This window comes from Pseudomonas sp. IT-P294, from assembly GCF_949767865.1.
In the GTDB taxonomy this organism is placed as follows: domain Bacteria; phylum Pseudomonadota; class Gammaproteobacteria; order Pseudomonadales; family Pseudomonadaceae; genus Aquipseudomonas.
Genome location: NZ_CATKQW010000006.1, coordinates 93,667 through 111,622, shown reverse-complemented (window position 1 = coordinate 111,622; position 17,956 = coordinate 93,667). Strand labels below are relative to the sequence as shown.

General features: G+C 57.8%; 18 protein-coding genes. 10 read left to right on the top strand and 8 right to left on the bottom strand.

Translation table 11 applies throughout. The annotated features are described in order from the left end of the window. The first annotated feature begins 1 nt into the window (after position 1). Genes nuoK through nuoN form a run of 4 tightly spaced genes read left to right on the top strand, consistent with a single transcriptional unit; the run spans position 2 to position 5,204 of the window. On the top strand, positions 2-310 hold the full coding sequence (nuoK, locus tag ACM6I0_RS05355) for an NADH-quinone oxidoreductase subunit NuoK (protein ID WP_007946416.1): 309 nt from the start codon (positions 2-4) through the stop codon (positions 308-310). After that, entirely contained in the window at positions 307-2,160 is a 1,854-nt protein-coding gene (gene nuoL, locus ACM6I0_RS05350) for an NADH-quinone oxidoreductase subunit L (protein WP_414921660.1), read from the top strand. Before nuoK ends, nuoL begins: the two co-directional genes overlap by 4 nt. A gap of 40 nt (positions 2,161-2,200) precedes the next feature. After that, positions 2,201-3,733: an NADH-quinone oxidoreductase subunit M gene (nuoM, locus tag ACM6I0_RS05345; RefSeq protein WP_285434693.1), complete on the top strand. Its 1,533-nt coding sequence runs from the start codon at positions 2,201-2,203 to the stop codon at positions 3,731-3,733. A 7-nt stretch (positions 3,734-3,740) separates the two neighbouring features. Next, on the top strand, positions 3,741-5,204 hold the full coding sequence (nuoN, locus tag ACM6I0_RS05340; RefSeq protein ID WP_414921659.1) for an NADH-quinone oxidoreductase subunit NuoN: 1,464 nt from the start codon (positions 3,741-3,743) through the stop codon (positions 5,202-5,204). 67 nt (positions 5,205-5,271) lie between these two features. Here nuoN and ACM6I0_RS05335 read toward each other — a convergent pair whose 3' ends face one another. After that, entirely contained in the window at positions 5,272-5,736 is a 465-nt protein-coding gene (locus ACM6I0_RS05335) for a GNAT family N-acetyltransferase (RefSeq protein ID WP_414921658.1), read from the bottom strand. Positions 5,737-6,064: 328 nt separating this feature from the next. Between ACM6I0_RS05335 and ACM6I0_RS05330 the strand changes: the two genes are divergently transcribed. From ACM6I0_RS05330 to ACM6I0_RS05305, 6 genes are all read left to right on the top strand, one after another. Beyond that, positions 6,065-6,322 carry a hypothetical protein gene (locus tag ACM6I0_RS05330; RefSeq protein ID WP_285434690.1) on the top strand — a complete coding sequence of 86 codons (258 nt, stop codon included), beginning with the start codon at positions 6,065-6,067 and terminating at the stop codon, positions 6,320-6,322. A gap of 425 nt (positions 6,323-6,747) precedes the next feature. Beyond that, positions 6,748-7,443, top strand: coding sequence for a hypothetical protein (locus ACM6I0_RS05325; RefSeq protein ID WP_285434688.1), 696 nt, complete (start codon positions 6,748-6,750; stop codon positions 7,441-7,443). A 519-nt stretch (positions 7,444-7,962) separates the two neighbouring features. After that, positions 7,963-8,091 (top strand): hypothetical protein, encoded by a 129-nt coding sequence (locus tag ACM6I0_RS05320; protein ID WP_269458062.1) that lies wholly within the window; start codon positions 7,963-7,965, stop codon positions 8,089-8,091. 44 nt (positions 8,092-8,135) lie between these two features. Next, positions 8,136-9,371 (top strand): YcaO-like family protein, encoded by a 1,236-nt coding sequence (locus tag ACM6I0_RS05315; protein WP_414921657.1) that lies wholly within the window; start codon positions 8,136-8,138, stop codon positions 9,369-9,371. Beyond that, positions 9,368-10,312, top strand: a complete 945-nt coding sequence (locus tag ACM6I0_RS05310) for a class I SAM-dependent methyltransferase (protein ID WP_414921656.1) — start codon at positions 9,368-9,370, stop codon at positions 10,310-10,312. The genes ACM6I0_RS05315 and ACM6I0_RS05310 overlap by 4 nt, the downstream gene beginning before the upstream one ends. Continuing rightward, complete coding sequence (locus tag ACM6I0_RS05305; protein ID WP_414921655.1) at positions 10,312-11,178, top strand: alpha/beta fold hydrolase; 867 nt, start codon at positions 10,312-10,314, stop codon at positions 11,176-11,178. The genes ACM6I0_RS05310 and ACM6I0_RS05305 overlap by 1 nt, the downstream gene beginning before the upstream one ends. 96 nt (positions 11,179-11,274) lie before the next feature. On the opposite strand, the gene ACM6I0_RS05300 is transcribed toward ACM6I0_RS05305, so the two are convergent. From ACM6I0_RS05300 to ACM6I0_RS05270, 7 genes are all read right to left on the bottom strand, one after another. Beyond that, positions 11,275-11,475 (bottom strand): co-regulatory protein PtrA N-terminal domain-containing protein, encoded by a 201-nt coding sequence (locus ACM6I0_RS05300; RefSeq protein WP_414921654.1) that lies wholly within the window; start codon positions 11,473-11,475, stop codon positions 11,275-11,277. Between the two features lie 294 nt (positions 11,476-11,769). Beyond that, the gene (locus ACM6I0_RS05295) at positions 11,770-13,512 is read right to left on the bottom strand and encodes an extracellular solute-binding protein (RefSeq protein WP_285434681.1); all 1,743 of its coding nucleotides are present in this window, start codon (positions 13,510-13,512) and stop codon (positions 11,770-11,772) included. A 47-nt stretch (positions 13,513-13,559) separates the two neighbouring features. Further along, on the bottom strand, positions 13,560-13,832 hold the full coding sequence (locus ACM6I0_RS05290) for a DUF2160 domain-containing protein (protein ID WP_285434680.1): 273 nt from the start codon (positions 13,830-13,832) through the stop codon (positions 13,560-13,562). 10 nt (positions 13,833-13,842) lie between these two features. After that, positions 13,843-14,643, bottom strand: a complete 801-nt coding sequence (locus tag ACM6I0_RS05285; protein WP_285434679.1) for a carbohydrate ABC transporter permease — start codon at positions 14,641-14,643, stop codon at positions 13,843-13,845. Between the two features lie 8 nt (positions 14,644-14,651). Then, a complete protein-coding gene (locus ACM6I0_RS05280) occupies positions 14,652-15,518 on the bottom strand; it encodes a carbohydrate ABC transporter permease (RefSeq protein WP_208669050.1) in 867 nt (288 codons plus the stop codon). Then, positions 15,515-16,612: an ABC transporter ATP-binding protein gene (locus tag ACM6I0_RS05275; RefSeq protein ID WP_414921653.1), complete on the bottom strand. Its 1,098-nt coding sequence runs from the start codon at positions 16,610-16,612 to the stop codon at positions 15,515-15,517. Before ACM6I0_RS05275 ends, ACM6I0_RS05280 begins: the two co-directional genes overlap by 4 nt. Beyond that, positions 16,612-17,706 carry an ABC transporter ATP-binding protein gene (locus tag ACM6I0_RS05270; RefSeq protein WP_285434676.1) on the bottom strand — a complete coding sequence of 365 codons (1,095 nt, stop codon included), beginning with the start codon at positions 17,704-17,706 and terminating at the stop codon, positions 16,612-16,614. The genes ACM6I0_RS05275 and ACM6I0_RS05270 overlap by 1 nt, the downstream gene beginning before the upstream one ends. Between the last annotated feature and the right edge of the window lie 250 nt (positions 17,707-17,956).

The following is a 17,956-nucleotide window of genomic DNA, read 5'->3' as shown; positions in this document are numbered from 1 at the left end:
GATGCCTGCTATCCCTATGGAGCATGGTCTGGCGGTCGCCGGCATCCTGTTCTGCCTCGGTCTGGTCGGCCTGATGGTCCGGCGCAACATTCTTTTCGTGCTGATGAGCCTGGAGGTCATGATGAATGCCTCCGCGTTGGCGTTCATCGTTGCCGGTAGCCGCTGGGCGCAGCCGGATGGACAGATCATGTTCATCCTGGTGATCAGCCTGGCAGCCGCCGAGGCCAGTATTGGCCTGGCGATTCTGTTGCAGCTGTATCGCCGCTTCCACACTCTCGATATCGACGCTGCCAGCGAGATGCGCGGATGAATCTTCTCTATCTGACTTTCGTATTCCCTCTCATGGGTTTTCTGCTGCTGGCGTTCTCACGCGGTCGCTTTTCGGAAAACCTGTCGGCGCTGATCGGCGTCGGTTCCATCGGCCTGTCTGCCATCGTCGCGGCCTACGTGATCTGGCAATTCAACGTCGCCCCGCCGGAAGGCGGCCACTACACCCAGGTGTTGTGGCAGTGGATGGCGGTGGAAGGCTTCACGCCTAACTTCGCGCTGTACCTGGATGGCCTGTCCGTGACCATGCTCGGTGTGGTCGTCGGCGTCGGCTTCCTGATCCACCTGTTCGCGTCCTGGTACATGCGCGGTGAAGCCGGTTACTCGCGCTTCTTCGCCTACACCAACCTGTTTATCGCCAGCATGCTGTTCCTGGTCCTGGGCGATAACCTGTTGTTCCTGTACTTCGGCTGGGAAGGCGTGGGCCTGTGCTCGTACCTGTTGATCGGTTTCTACTACAGCAACCGCAACAACGGCAACGCTGCACTCAAAGCCTTTATCGTCACCCGTATCGGCGACGTGTTCATGGCCATCGGCCTGTTCATCCTGTTCCAACAGTTGGGCACGCTGAACATTCAGGAGCTGCTGGTCAAGGCACCTCAGCACTTCCAGTCCGGTGACTTCTGGATCGTCCTGGCGACCCTGATGCTGCTGGGTGGCGCTGTCGGTAAATCCGCGCAACTGCCACTGCAAACCTGGTTGGCGGATGCGATGGCCGGTCCTACCCCGGTTTCGGCACTGATCCACGCTGCAACCATGGTGACCGCCGGTGTCTACCTGATCGCCCGTACCCACGGCCTGTTTGCGTTGGCGCCGGACATCCTGCACCTCGTCGGCGTTGTTGGTGGCGTGACCCTGGTGCTGGCCGGTTTTGCCGCACTGGTTCAGACCGACATCAAACGTATCCTCGCCTATTCGACCATGAGCCAGATCGGCTACATGTTCCTGGCCCTGGGCGTTGGTGCATGGGATGGCGCGATTTTCCACCTGATGACCCACGCCTTCTTCAAGGCACTGTTGTTCCTTGCCTCCGGTGCGGTGATCGTTGCCTGCCACCACGAGCAGAACATCTTCAAGATGGGCGGCCTGTGGAAGAAACTGCCGCTGGCCTACGCCAGCTTCATCGTCGGCGGCGCGGCTTTGTCTGCCCTGCCACTGGTGACCGCAGGCTTCTACTCCAAGGACGAAATCCTCTGGGAAGCGTTCGCCAGCGGCAACCACGGTCTGCTGTACGCAGGTCTGGTTGGCGCGTTCATGACGTCGCTGTACACCTTCCGCCTGATCTTCATCACGTTCCACGGTGAAGCGAAGACCGAAGCGCACGCCGGTCACGGCATCGCTCACTGGCTGCCACTGTCGGTGCTGATCGTGCTGTCGACCTTCGTCGGCGCCATGATCGTTCCACCGCTGCACGGCGTGCTGCCGGAAAGCGTTGGTCATGCCGGCGGCGAAGCCAAGCACAGTCTGGAAATCGCCTCGGGCGCCATTGCCCTGTCCGGTATCCTGCTGGCCGCGCTGCTGTTCCTCGGCAAGCGTCGTTTCGTCACTGCAATCGCCAACAGCGGCATCGGCCGCTTCCTTTCGGCCTGGTGGTTCGCTGCCTGGGGCTTCGACTGGATCTACGACAAACTGTTCGTCAAGCCATACCTTGCGATCAGCCACGCACTGCGCAAAGACCCGCTCGACCAGACCATCGGTCTGATCCCGCGTATGGCCAAAGGCGGTCACACCGCCCTGAGCCGTACCGAAACCGGTCAACTGCGTTGGTACGCGGCATCGATGGCAGCCGGCTCCGTGCTGGTCATCGGCGCCATCGTGCTGGTAGCGGTCTGAATATGAACCTTGCGAACTTGCGAAAGGAATTGAGCCCGTCATGATTCTGCCTTGGCTAATCCTGATCCCCTTCATCGGCGGCCTGCTGTGCTGGATGGGTGAGCGCTTCGGCGCTACCCTCCCCCGCTGGATTGCGCTGTTGACCATGACCCTGGAACTCGCGCTCGGCCTCTGGCTGTGGGCCCACGGTAATTATTCATTTGCTCCGGCGCCTGGCGCCGATCCGGTCTGGGCGCTTGAGTTCAAGCACATCTGGATCCAGCGCTTCGGCATCAGCGTGCACCTGGCCCTCGACGGCCTGTCGCTGTTGATGATCCTGCTGACCGGTCTGCTGGGTATCCTCTCGGTGCTCTGCTCGTGGAAAGAGATCCAGCGTCACGTTGGCTTCTTCCACCTGAACCTGATGTGGATCCTGGGCGGTGTCGTCGGCGTGTTCCTCGCCCTCGACCTGTTCATGTTCTTCTTCTTCTGGGAAATGATGCTGGTGCCGATGTACTTCCTCATCGCGCTCTGGGGTCACAGCTCTTCGGACGGCAAGAAAACCCGGATCTACGCGGCGACCAAGTTCTTCATCTTCACCCAGGCTTCCGGCCTGATCATGTTGGTGGCGATCCTGGGTCTGGTGCTGGTCAACTTCAACGCCACCGGCGTAATTACCTTCAATTACTCCGATCTGTTGAAAACCAAGATGTCGCTCACCACCGAGTACATCCTGATGCTCGGCTTCTTCATCGCGTTCGCGGTGAAGCTGCCAGTGGTGCCGTTCCACTCCTGGCTGCCTGACGCTCACGCCCAGGCACCGACCGCGGGTTCCGTCGACCTGGCCGGTATCTTGTTGAAGACCGCGGCTTACGGCCTGTTGCGTTTCGCCCTGCCGCTGTTCCCGAATGCCTCGGCCGAGTTCGCGCCGTTCGCCATGACCCTGGGTCTGATCGGGATCTTCTACGGTGCTTTCCTGGCGTTCGCGCAAACCGACATCAAGCGTCTGATCGCCTACTCCTCGGTTTCCCACATGGGCTTCGTGCTGATCGGCATCTACTCCGGCAGCCAACTTGCGCTGCAGGGCGCGGTAATGCAGATGCTGGCACACGGTCTGTCGGCGGCGGCACTCTTTATCCTCAGTGGTCAGCTGTACGAGCGCACTCACACCCGCGACATGCGTGAAATGGGTGGCCTGTGGTCGAAGATCGCTTACCTGCCCGCCATCAGCCTGTTCTTCGCGGCTGCGTCCCTGGGCTTGCCGGGTACCGGTAACTTCGTCGGTGAGTTCCTGATCCTGATCGGCACCTTCGCCGCTGCGCCGTGGATCACTGCGATCGCAACGTCGGGCCTGGTGTTCGGTTCGGTCTACTCGCTGATCATGATCCACCGTGCCTACTTCGGCCCGTCCAAATCGGACGCGGTGTTGCATGGCATGGACGGTCGCGAACTGATCATGGTGGTTGGCCTGGCGGCGCTGCTGATTTACATCGGCGTGTACCCGCAGCCGTTCCTCGACACTTCTGCCGCGACGATGCATGGCGTGCAGCAGTGGCTTGGCTCCGCCTTCACTCAACTCGCTTCGGCCCGGTAAGAGCGCTATGGAATTCACGACTCAACACTTTATCGCGCTTGCGCCGTTGTTGATCACCAGCGCCACGATCATCGTGGTGATGCTGGCAATCGCCTGGCGCCGCAACCACTCGCAGACCTTCCTGATTTCCGTGGCAGGTCTGAACCTGGCATTGCTGTCGATCCTGCCAGCCCTGAAAGTCGCGCCTCTGGCCGTGACTCCGTTGCTGCAGATCGACACCTTCGCCTGCCTGTACATGGCGCTGATCCTGGTCGCCACCCTCGCCTGTGTCACCCTCGCCCACGCCTACCTCGGCGATGGCGGTTCGGGTTACCCGGGCAACCGTGAAGAGCTTTACCTGCTGATCCTGATGTCCGCCGCTGGCGGTCTGGTGCTGGTCAGCGCGCAACACCTGGCCGGTTTGTTCGTCGGTCTGGAGCTGCTCTCGGTACCGGTCTACGGTCTGGTGGCCTACGCCTTCTTCAACAAGCGTTCGCTGGAAGCCGGTATCAAGTACATGGTGCTGTCGGCCGCAGGTTCCGCGTTCCTGCTGTTCGGTATGGCGCTGCTGTATGCCGACTCCGGTAGCCTGAGCTTCGTCGGCATCGGCCAGGCCCTCGCGGCCACCGGCCTGCCAAGCTCGCTGGCGCAACTGGGCCTGGGCATGATGCTGATCGGTCTGGCATTCAAGCTGTCGCTGGTGCCGTTCCACCTCTGGACCCCGGACGTTTACGAAGGGGCTCCGGCTCCGGTGGCGGCGTTCCTGGCCACCGCCTCCAAAGTCGCGGTGTTCGCGGTGATGGTGCGTCTGTTCCAGATCTCCCCGGCGGCAAGCAGCGGTGTACTGAGCGACGTACTGACCATCATCGCCATCGCGTCGATCCTGTTCGGTAACCTGCTGGCACTGACCCAAAGCAACCTCAAGCGTCTGCTGGGTTACTCGTCCATCGCCCACTTCGGTTACCTGCTGATCGCCCTGGTGGCGAGCAAGGGTCTGGCCGTGGAAGCCATCGGCGTGTACCTGGTCACCTACGTCATCACCAGCCTCGGCGCGTTCGGCGTGATCACGCTGATGTCCTCGCCGTACAACGGTCGTGACGCCGATGCCCTGTACGAGTACCGCGGCCTGTTCTGGCGCCGTCCGTACCTGACTGCCGTACTGACCGTGATGATGCTGTCCCTGGCCGGTATCCCGCTGACCGCGGGCTTCATCGGCAAGTTCTACATCATCGCCACCGGTGTCGAATCGCATCAATGGTGGCTGGTCGGCTCCCTGGTACTGGGCAGCGCCATCGGCGTCTTCTACTACCTGCGCGTCATGGTCACCCTGTACCTGATCGAGCCAAACCTGCGTCGCCACGATGCGCAACTGCATTGGGAACAACGTGCAGGCGGCGTGATGCTGCTGGCCATCGCTTTGGTAGCGTTCTTCCTTGGCGTCTACCCACAACCGCTGCTGGTTCTGGTTCAGCAGGCCGGGTTGGCGGGTTGATCGCTTAAGCGACACTCGGTAGAAAACAGAAACGGCACCTTCGGGTGCCGTTTTTGTTTTTGGGCCATTAGAGTATTTTCACCATCGGCACGCAGGCCAGTTGCAGACCTGAAGGTGACTGGTAAATCGCACTCCCCTCCCCGATGTATCCGCAGCGCCTATAGAAATCAGCGGCATTCAACGTCGCATCAAGACATACCTCGGTCAGCCCCAAATCCCGCGCCCGATCTTCAAGAAAACACAAAACACGCTTGCCCAGCCCGCGCTGCATGAAATCCGGGCGAATGAAGATTGCACCGATTTCACGGTACTCCAGATCGAGCATCCCGGTCGCCACGGGCTCGCACTCAACGCAGCCCAGATAGAAGTGCTTGTCCATCAGCGTGTCGTAGCCGTCTTCGGCCGAACCTTTGGTCCAGTCGAGCATTTGCTGTTCGCTGTAGGCACCGATGCATTGATGTCGAATAGCTAACCGACGGATGTCAAATGCAACCTGGGCGTCGCTTGGGGTAGATCTTCTGATCTCGAACATCTCTCTCTCCATGAGCCATGCACGGACAGGGCATGAAAAAGCCCCGTCCATCTCTGGCGGGGCTTTGGGTAACACGTCAAATGCCGAGCACGTATGACCTTATGGCCCGCCGGAAGCGGTCATAGAGGAGCACATTATGGTCATTCGATATTGGGTATTCATGGTTGGATAGTGCTGTGGATTGCAACGACACGTCAATCGAAGCCGCCAAACGCGACTGGCGCCTACATTGGAATGGTGTGCGCTCTGTAAGAGCTGCCGCAGGCTGCGATCTTTCTATCTTGAATGCCCTCTCCTTTTTAGGAATTTGCCTGCAAAGCGTTGAGCAATGGCTGACATTCCGCAGAAGGCATTTGAAGCTAACTTTGAAGATCACCTATCGAGTGGAGATCCAAGAACCATGAAGCGGACTATTTTTTTAGAGTTGATGGATGGCCTTGATGCGATAGCCAAAGAACGCCGAGGCAAAATCACCTTGAAAAAAACGCGTGTTAAACGGATCGGTGCCATGAAGGGCAAACTCGTATTTCCAAATGACATCGATACCTCTCTGTCAGACAACCAGCTAGATACGTACGAAAGCTAGAAGCCACATCTGCGCACATGAATGTATCAGCCCCATCCTGACCAATGTGGGAGCGAGCCTGCTCGCGATGGCGTCGGCATGTTCAACATCTGACAAATCTGTAATTCCCGCATCAACTTGGCGTTATCCGCAGCTTGTAACGATGTCACCCGGCAACCATGCCGGCAGGCCCTTGCCCGCCGAACAATAAAACCCACGCCGTAGCACGTTCGAATCCGACTTTACCTAAGGCACTGTCCGGGTCAGTGTTGATCCATTTGCAATGATTGACCTGAAGCTAGATACCGGTGACGGGCGCAACGGTGGCCACCGTTCGTTTGACGTGCTGCCGGCCAGGCGCCGGGACGAATACATCGCCGTGGCTTTTCAGATGCGCGACATTAGAATGGCATCACTTAAAAGCTGTAAATCAAAAGGAATGAATCGTGGTCGTACTAATAGGGCTGGTGGCGTTGTTTGGATTGCTGTCTTTGGTGGTGGCGGTTGTCGGGCTGATAGCGCCGACTGTTTTCAAGAGCAAAAAAACCGGCAAGGTCCCGACACGATGGACCTTGTTCATGGGTGGGTTGGGCTTCATGCTTCTTGCCTCTGCTCTTGTTGACTACCTCAACCCCAAAACTCAAGGCTTTGAGTCCGTGGCAACTGTTGAAGCAAACGCCAACCGTTCCGCAAACTCCATGGGTTTGACTGTCAATGAGTTCCATAACGCGTTCAACGACGCTATAGGTCGATACAACAAGGAATTCAAAACTGCCGACTTTGAAGTTCAGACGGGTGGGGCCACCGACACGTTCTCGCATGCTTTCAGCGAGGACCTGGCGATGATGGGAACCATCGATAAAAATGACGGCAACGTGGACATGGTGATGCTTGCCATTTCACCGAATGAGGAGCAGTCACTTCAGATATTTGCTGTTCTGCTTGCGATCACTGAAGCACTCAACCCTGGCATCCCAGTGGATCAGAACAAAAAAATGGTCATGGACGTTTTCCATGAGTCTGTCAAAAATTTCGACTCTAAAGAACCAACCAAGCGCAAGGTTGGCGACCTCAATTACTCAGCGACGACGACTCGTTACACAGGAATGATGTTTTCTATCGTAAAAAGCAGCAAAAACTGAGACATCTAGAACACTAAAGAAACCGCGACCCTCAACGGGTCGCGGTTATTCAAGGAATGCCAAGCGCTTGAAAAAGCACTGAAGGTGGTCTCAAGCAAACGCCCCGACGTGTTCGGGGCGTTTTCATTTGTGCAGAAAGCAAAGACTTCTACCGGTTGAATTTGAGGGGTAAACACGCATCGCCGTCTGAAGAAACTTCAAACGCGGTAGGAAAAATCTCCGCGCACCACCTGTAAAAGAACGAAAACAAACTCATCATTGCGATTCGGCTACCCAACTCTCTGAGTTTTCCCACATCCCATTTCCCCCATCGCTGCAGCGAATACGGTGTTTACTCGGCGTCCGCCCCTGTTTACGAAACAAAGTCGTCAATCGCGGATTAATGTGTTTGTGTTTCCTTACACCTAAAACGACGACACTGTAACTTCCCGTCATTTTTGACCGCCCAACTTCCAACTTATACAGTTGCTCCGTGCTTGATTAAGCACGCCACTATCCAACAATAAAGAGAGTTTACCTATGGGTTACCTTGTCAGCTGGAACGCAAATAAAGTTATCGATCTGAAACAACAGGACACCCCCACAGCAGAGCAAATTGAACAACTGCAACTGACCGAGGATGAACAGGCAGAACTGGAAGCCGTTTAAGAAAGCGGGGGGCAAATGCCCCCCGTTTTTCAAGGGAGGGAACAATGGATAACTTTACACGTGCAGAACGAGAACTCACCCTCGCTCAGGCTGAAAAGAGGATTCACGCCGAACTGGAAACCCTGGGGATTCGCGCAGAACCCCGCACACTCGGACAAAAGATTGTCGCGGTGCATGTCTCGGCTAGTGTTGGCAATCAACAGGGCGTCGCCAGAGCGGCGGGAAAAGGTTACCTCCATCACGCCCAGGTAGGCGCACTTTACGAAACACTGGAACATTACCTAAGTGATCACTTCAGCTCCTGCGATATTCACTGCATCGCCCCGCACTACTTTTCCGACTCATCACTATTTATCGATGACACTGTTCTTTCTACTCTCATCGACCAAGCCGATGCCTTGACAGCCTGCAGAACTTATACAGATTTTTTCAAAAAAACTTCATTCTCTTACCCCGTCGCGCTATGCACACCCGACTATTCACGCCGGCCACTGGAACAAGACACTACGAACTACGGCGTATTACGGCGATATGCCTCTAACAGTGGAACGGCCATTGGCGCGAGTTACGACGAAGCGGTCTTGCATGCGGCAAATGAATGCATCGAGCGTGATGCGGTCTCGCTGTTTCTGCTGGAGCATTTTTACTACGAGAACCGGCCTGTGTTGCGCCGGGTCGGTCGCGTGGCAGATCACGAAGAATTGGGTCAACTGTGGTCGGACGCCGAAGCGGAGATCGGAGCGGAAATCATCCTGATCGACATCAGCACTGAATTCCTGCCACGCACCTTTCTGGCGTTCACAACCGAACCTGGTCCCCATCCTCGCGTGTTCGGCAGCGGTACCTCGATCAGCGCCCGACATGGCGCGTGGCGGGCGCTGACCGAACTCGTCCAACTGCATCACGGGGCCTCGGAGCCAGAACTGCAACACTACCTGAGTAATGCGCAACGGCATTTGAGCAAATTTCCTCGCCTGCTCCGCTGCCTGCAATTCGATCTGTATCCACTGCTTACCCATTGCGAGCAATTCACGGTCGAATTACCCGAAACATCCAATGAGCGACCGTTGGCCGAGCAAATCAATTGGCTGGCAGAAGATCTCCACCAGCATGGGCGTGCGCTGGGGGTCACCGAACTGCATCAGACGCCGTTGGGGACCACGCTGGTCAACGTCGTCATTCCGGGGCTGGAGCGTTTTTTTGTGGTGTCCAGCGGCAATGTGGTGATACCGCAGGCACGAGGACAGCGCCTGCAAAGGAACCCGGGAGTGGCAACATGACCCCTGCCCTTCATCGAGAACACCGCCTCGCTCGATCATTTCTCCGGCGCAAGGCATCGCCGGGCGAGCTCGATAGCTTCATCGAACCCTTCGGCTCGGGCCTGCACCATTTGTTTTTCCTGCGTATCGGCGGCAACGAATGGGTCGGCCGCAAAGTCCTGCAACACAGCGAGACGGTCGGCTGGCACATCAGCAGCGTGCTCCAACCCTGGATGTTGCTCGGACCGCTGGCGGAGTGGCGTTGGGGCAATCAAGGCGCCGTGATCTATTTCCATGCTGTATCTGCACAGGAGAAAGAAACCGCGTTCCATCATGCTTTGACGCAGTCGGGCAGCGAAGTGCGTTTTCCGTTTCCTGCCATGGATGACAGCGGCCGAGAGTGCGTCTGCCCGCCCGAGTACTGGCAATGTACTGAGATGCTCGCCACGCAGCTGGATGCTGACGAACGGCATTTTCGCCAGCATTGCACAAGCCTGATCAATTCCCTGTCATCTCCCGGCGCGGTGATCCATGACCCGGCGTGTTCGACGGGCGAGTTCATCGCACACCTCGCTGGCGAACTCCCGGATCGCCAATGCCTGGGGTCTGATCGCTCAGCGTCGATGATCGAATATGCCAAAAAGCATCATGGCACTTCAGCCGCCCGGTTCTACCTGGCCGATGCCAGCCACATTGCGACAACAGGTATTCAATGCGATGTGCTGATCCTGCGTTTCCTCAATGCCGAAGTGATGACGCGCAAGGACGCGCAGCAAGCGTTCCTCGATATGGCAGCCGCCGTTAAACCGGGAGGCACGATTCTCCTTTTCGGCCATACGCCGGTGCTGATCGCCGTGCCCTATATGGCTCAGATGCTCAAGCTTGAACTGATATCCAGCGTAGCGGCCCGTCCCGGCCACACGGAACTGTTTCAGTTCTACAGGCTGAGGACACCCGCCTAATGGTGAACAGTGGCTACTTCTCGACTGGCGACGGTCACCAACTCTATTGGGAGCGACACGGCACACCAGGTGGCGAACCGATATTTTTCCTGCATGGCGGACCGGGGGGTAGCAGCGACAGACGTCATCTGGCGTTCTTCGATGAGCGCTGTTTCGACATTATTCTGTTCGATCAGCGTGGCTGCGGGCGCTCCGCTCCCCATGGCGAACTCGAACACAACGACACCGGCCTTTGCGTCGAAGACATCGAAGCCCTGCGGCAGCATCTGGGGTTCGAAACGATCAGCATGCTCGGCGTCTCATGGGGCAGCTGGCTGGCCATTCAATACCAGCAACGCTATCCAGAGGCCGTTCTGAAAACCACACTGGTCTCAGTATTCGTGCCGTTTGCAGCCAACGTAAGTGCCTACGATCAAACCTTGAATGGCGGCCTGTCGGCCATTGCCCATGGGGCATGCGCCGTCAGTGCCGGCGCGATCTACCAGGTCCTGAACAATGGCTGCGCAATCCAGCAGCGTCAGGCGGCCCTCCACTGGTTAAGGGCGACATTGCAATTGAGCGGACAATCGATGCAGCCGAGCGCACTCGAAGCATTCGTTGACGACGAAGCCGTGCGCGCTGTCCGCCTGGAATTGCATTACCACGTAAACCAGTACTTCTTCACAACCGCGGACGAAGCGCCTGCGCTTGATGCCCAGACTGAAGTGATCCAAGGCATCAGCGATACCTTCGGCATGGCCAGCGTTCGCTGGCTTCGGCGGCACCAGCCGCTACGATGCCGGCTTCTCAACGCCGGACACAACGCCTTCGAGCTGGCGATTTTGAATACCGTGCGCCAGTCGTTGAAACGTGAACATATCCGCTGATAAGAGATCGCACTATGGTGCGTGACATTTTTCCGAACTGATGGAAGGCATGAAAGATCTCGCAGATGAGCGACAAGGAAGGGTCGCTCGACACGCTTACAAGTCCTTGGTCTTGTCGTCCTTCTTCTCAGTCAACACGACGGGATCACGCGCCTGTTCTTTGGCGACAAACGCCTCCATCGAGCGGTCATTGGCCGCCATCATTTTTTCAAAGGCTCGGTCGCCACCACCTTCAGCCAAAACAACGGAAGACATCACCAACGCTGCTGCAAACGCACTCAGTTGTGCAAGTTTCATATTTGATTCCTCGTTTAATTAACTAACGAGATCAAGGTAACAATCCGAACCTTTCATGAAGGTGGCGCGCAAATTACATATCCGTTATGTGGCCGCAGGGTGTGCAGCAGTTGTCTCAGTTCTCCGATGACCTGACCCAGGTTTTTGCTGGGCACGCCGATCAGCAAGTTGATGGGCAAGTCACCGGTAACGGCGCAATACCTGTGGGAGCCGGGCTTGCCCGCGATGGCGGCGGAACAGGCACAAAGCAAAACGGCACCTTTCGGTGCCGTTCGCGTTTCACATGACAGCCTCTTACTTGCGTGCATCCGCCCACGACTTCAGCAGTTCGTTGTAGCTCACGGTTTCGCCTTTCGGTTTCTCGTTCGCCAGTTTCGGCTTCGGTGCACCCGGCTGATCGAACCAGTACTGCGCATCGCGCTCGGCGTTCATTTTCGGCGCGCACACGGCTTGCGCTTTCGAGCGTTCCAGGCGCGTCATGATCGCGTCCTGATCCTTGGCCAGGCCATCCAGCGCCTGTTGCGGGGTTTTGTCGCCGCTGGCGGCTTCGGCGATGTGGCTCCACCACAGTTGAGCCAGACGCGGATAGTCCGGCACGTTGGTCCCGGTCGGGGTCCATTGCACGCGGGCCGGGCTGCGGTAGAACTCCACCAGGCCACCGAGTTTCGGTGCCAGGTCGGTCATCGCTTGCGAGTTGATGTCCGACTCGCGGATGGGTGTCAGGCCGACGATGGTTTTCTTCAACGATACGGTTTTCGAAGTCACGAACTGCGCGTACAGCCAGGCCGCCAGTTTCTGTTTCTCAGGTGTGGACTTCATGAACGTCCACGAACCCACGTCCTGATACCCAAGCTTCATGCCCTCTTCCCAATACGGTCCGCGTGGCGATGGCGCCATGCGCCATTTTGGCGTGCCGTCGGCATTCACCACCGGCAGACCCGGTTTGGTCATGTCCGCGGTGAACGCGGTGTACCAGAAAATTTGCTGGGCGATGTTGCCTTGGGACGGCACCGGGCCGGATTCGGAGAAGGTCATGCCCGCCGCTTCCGGTGGCGCGTATTTCTTCATCCAGTCGACGTATTTGGTGGTGGCAAACACCGCCGCCGGGCCGTTGGTATCGCCCCCGCGGGTCACGCTGGAGCCGACCGGATGGCAGTCTTCGACACGAATGCCCCACTCGTCCACCGGCAAACCGTTGGGCAAGCCCTTGTCACCGCCGCCGGCCATGGAGAACCAGGCATCGGTGAAGCGCCAGCCCAGGGACGGGTCTTTCTTGCCGTAGTCCATGTGGCCGTAAATCCGTTTGCCGTCGATCTCCTTGACGTCTTCGCTGAAGAATTTGGCGATGTCTTCATAGGCAGACCAGTTCACCGGCACGCCCAGCTCGTAACCGTATTTATCCTTGAACTTGGCTTTCAGCTCCGGCCGTTCGAACCAGTCGGCGCGGAACCAGTAGAGGTTGGCGAACTGTTGATCGGGCAATTGATAGAGCTTGCCGTCGGGCGCAGTGGTGAAGGAGGTGCCGATGAAGTCCTTGAGGTCCAGGGTCGGCGAGGTGAAGTTTTTACCTTCATTGGCCATCAGGTCGGTAATGGCTTCGGTCTTGCCGTAACGGAAATGCGTGCCGATCAGGTCCGAGTCGTTGACCCAACCGTCATAGATGCTCTTGTCGGACTGCATCACGGTCTGCAGTTTCTCCACCACGTCGCCTTCTTGCAGCAGATCGTGGGTGACTTTGATCCCGGTGATCTCGGTAAAGGCCTTGGCCAAGACCTTGGATTCATACTCGTGCGTGGTCAGGGTTTCGGAAACAACCTTGATGTCCATCCCGCGAAACGGCTCCGCCGCTTTGATGAACCACTTCAGTTCTTCAAGCTGTTGATCCGCCGTCAGGGTCGACGGTTTGAACTCGCTGCCAATCCATTTCTTCGCCGCCTCTTCATAGGCATCGGCCCAGGCCGACGCGCTCAAACCGCTGAGTGCCAGCATGGCTGCCAATGAAATGCTATGTCGCAGCTTATTGTTTTTGTCGAACATAGAGACCTCCTGTTTAGGTTTTGGAGCACGATTGCCGAGCGATTCGACTAGCCCCACCGCATCACAGCCAACAGCCACACCAGGGACAACGCGAACGCAACCCAGATGCTCCAGTCGGTGACGCCAATTACCAGCAAATGCAGGTAGGCGCTGCCGAGAAGACCGATAAACAGCCGGTCGCCACGGGTCGTGGCAATCGGCAAAAGACCACGCCGAGGGACACTCGGCGACCGTAATTCCCAAGTCGTCATGCCGACCAGCATCAAGGCAATCACGCCGAAGAACGCCGCCGTGGGGCCGGTCCAACTCATCCATTCCATCATCAGTTCCTCAGACCCGGCCCAGGGCAAAGCCCTTGGCCACGTGGTTGCGAACAAACCAGATCACCAGCATGCCCGGCAGGATGGTCAACACCCCCGCCGCTGCCAGTACGCCCCAGTCAATGCCGGACGCCGAGACCGTTCGGGTCATCACCGCCGCGATCGGCTTGGCGTTCACCGACGTCAGCGTCCGAGCCAGCAGCAGTTCGACCCAGGAGAACATGAAGCAGAAGAACGCCGTGACGCCGATTCCGGAGCCGATCAGCGGGACGAAAATCTTCATGAAGAACTTGGGAAAACTGTAGCCATCGATGTAGGCCGTTTCGTCGATCTCCTTCGGAACGCCAGACATGAAACCCTCGAGGATCCACACCGCCAACGGCACGTTGAACAGGCAATGCGCCAAGGCCACGGCGATGTGCGTATCAAACAGGCCGATCGAGGAATACAGCTGGAAGAACGGCAGCAGAAACACCGCGGGCGGTGCCATGCGATTGGTCAGCAGCCAGAAGAACAGGTGCTTGTCGCCCAGGAAGCGATAACGCGAGAACGCATAAGCCGCCGGCAGCGCCACACTCAGGGAGATCACCGTGTTGAGGCTCACGTAGTACAGCGAGTTGAGATAACCGGTGTACCAACTCGGGTCGGTGAAGATCACCTTGTAGTTGGCGAAGGTGAAATCCTGCGGAAACAGCGTCAGGCCGCCGAGGATTTCGGTGTTGCTCTTGAAGGACATGTTCAGCAGCCAGTAGATCGGCACCAGCAGGAACAGGATGTAGATCAGCAACGGGATTAGCTTTCGCTTGCTCATGGCAGACCTCAGCGGTTGGCGTCAGAGTGAGTCATGGCGGTGTAGAACAGCCAGGACACCAACAGGATGATCAGGAAGTACACCAGCGAGAACGCGGCGGCCGGCCCCAGGTCGAATTGCCCTACAGCCATCTGGGTCAGTGTCTGACTGAGGAACGTCGTGGCATTGCCCGGGCCGCCACCGGTGAGCACGAACGGTTCGGTGTAGATCATGAAACTGTCCATGAAGCGCAGCATCACCGCGATCAACAGCACGCTCTTGAGCTTGGGCAACTGGATGTGGCGGAACACGGCCCAGGCCGACGCCCGATCGATCCGCGCCGCCTGGTAATACACGTCGGGAATGGCCCGTAACCCGGAGAAACACAACAGCGCCACCAGCGAGGTCCAGTGCCAGACGTCCATCACCAGCACCGTGACCCAGGCATCCATGGTGTTCGCCGCATAGTTGTAGCTGATGCCCATGGCGTTGAGGCTCGACCCCAGCAAGCCAATATCGGCCCGACCGAAGATCTGCCAGATGGTGCCGACCACGTTCCATGGAATCAGCAGCGGAATCGCCAGGATAATCAGCACCAGCGAAGACCAGCGGCCCTTGGTCGGCATGGTCAGGGCGATGGCGATACCCAGCGGGATTTCAATCAGCAGTACGCAGCCCGAATAGATGAACTGGCGCAACAGCGACTCGTGCAGCCGTGGGTCCAGCAGCACCTGCTTGTACCAGTCGGCACCGACGAAGTAGCGGCTGGACTGGTCGAAGATGTCCTGCACCGAATAGTTGACCACGGTCATCATCGGGATCACCGCGCTGAACGCCACCAGCAGGAACACCGGCAGGACCAGCCACCAGGCCTTGTTGTTTTGCACCTTGTTCATGGCTGCGTCTCCAGCAAGTAATCGTCGGCATAGACCATCAGCCACTGCGCCGGAAAGCTGATGTAAGCCGTGCCCTCAGGCACTGGCTTGTCTTCGGCCATGCGCACCTTCAGCGGCGCGCCGTCGAGGTTCAGGGTCAGGATCTTGTAGGTGCCGAGGTCTTCGACGTGTACGACTTGTGCATGCATCGCGTCATCAACCGGTTCGTCCCACACATGCACGAATTCGGGACGGATGCCGACCTTCAGGGTTTTCCATTGCGATTCGGCGATGCGTTGTTGTTGCGCGTCAGACAACGGCAAATGCGTCGAAGCAAAACCGACACCGCCCGCTTGTGGCTGCACCTGAATCAGGTTCATGCCGGGGCTGCCGATGAAGTAGCCGACAAAGGTGTGGCTTGGCCGCTCGAACAATTCGCGCGGCGTACCGAACTGCACGATTTGTCCGCCGTACATCACCGCAATCTTGTCAGCGAACGTCGAAGCCTCCAGCTGATCGTGGGTGACGTAGACCATAGTGATGTTGAATTGCTCGTGGATCTGCTTGAGCTTGCGCCGCAGCTTCCACTTCAAGTGCGGGTCGATCACCGTCAGCGGCTCATCGAAGAGGATCGCCGAGACGTCATCGCGCACCAGTCCGCGGCCCATGGAGACTTTCTGCTTTTCATCGGCGGTGAGGTTGCGCGCCTTTTTGCTCAGCAGCGCCTGCAGGTCGAGGACCTCGGCAATTTCCTGCACCTTGCTGTGAATTTTCGCCTCGGCCATGCCCTGGTTACGCAGCGGGAAGGCCAGGTTGTCGAACACCGTCATGGTGTCGTAGACCACCGGAAACTGGAAAACCTGGGCGATGTTGCGCTTCTCCGGGGTCAGATCATTGACCGCTTTGCCGTCGAACAGGACATGGCCCTGGGACGGACTGAGCAACCCGGAAATGATATTGAGCAACGTCGATTTGCCGCAGCCCGAAGGACCGAGCAACGCGTAGGCCCCACCCTGCTCCCAGATGTGGTCCATCTCACGAATCGCGTAATCCTCGGGGCCAGTCGGCGTGCGGGTGTAGCTGTGGGCGAGATTCTGCAATCGTATTTCGGCCATCAGGCAACCCTCGAGATACGACGACCGGGCGCCTGGACCAGCCGTCCCTGCGCATCGAAGACAAACAGTTTATGGGTCGGGATGTAGATGCGAATCGGCGCATCGACGTCGTACTCGTGCACGCCGGGCAAGTGCAGCACCAACAGGAAATGTTCGTTGCGTACGTGCAAGAACGTTTCGGAGCCGCTGATCTCGGCCACCTCGACGGTCACCGCGAGTTCCAAATCATCGTCGTTGCTCGGCACCAGCGAAATGTGGCTGGGGCGCACGCCAAAGCGGAACTCGCCTTCGCCCACCGGGCGCAAATCCACATTCAACGGGAAGTGCACGAAGTTGGCGAAGCTGACCTCGTTGCCGGCGATACGGCCCGGCATCAGGTTGATCGGCGGCTCGGAGAACAACTCCGCCGCCAGCACCGTTTGTGGCTGGTGATAGACCTGCGAAGACTTGCCGCTCTGAATCACCCGGCCTTCGTGAAGAATGGTCGTGGTGCCGCCCAGCGCCAGTGCTTCGTTGGGTTCAGTGGTGGCATAAATAGCGATGGTGTGGCGAGCCTTGAACAGCTCGCGCATTTCCTGGCGCAGTTCCTCGCGCAGTTTGTAGTCCAGGTTCACCAGCGGTTCGTCGAACAGGATCAGCTCGGCATCCTTGACCAGCGCCCGGGCCATCGCCGTGCGCTGTTGCTGGCCGCCGGACAGTTCGAGAGGATGGCGCTGGAGGAATTTCTCGATGCGCAACATCTTCGCGGTTTCCAGCACTTTGCTCTGGATCAGCTCGTTGGAAACGCCGCCCTGGCGCAAAGGCGAGGCGATGTTCTCGAACACCGTCATGGTCGGGTAATTGATGAACTGCTGATACACCATCGACACATTGCGCAAACGCACCGGGCGCTGCGTGACGTCGACGCCGTTCATCAGGATGCGGCCGCTGTCGGGCTTGTCCAGACCGGCCATCAGGCGCATGAGACTGGTTTTGCCGGACAGCGTGCGCCCGAGCAAAACGTTGAAGGATCCGGGTTCGAAACTCAGGTTCGCATCGTCGATCCAGGTCTGGCCCTCGACGGTACGGCTGACGTGCTCCAGGGTTAATGACATGGCTCGGCCTTTTTTATTATTTGGAGTCAAGCGACCCCAGCCACAGAGCGAGTTTCATGCCAGAAAATGCAAGCCTTTGATCCGCCTTGAAAAACTTCGAAACAGCGGCAAGCCTGCTTTCGTTGCTGAACAGAAATGAACAATCACGCTTGAACAACTGAACAATCGAACCGTTGACAATGAACAATAGTGAACAACACTCTACGGGGGCTTTGTGCCTCCCTTTAAGCAAGGCCAGAATTACAGAACC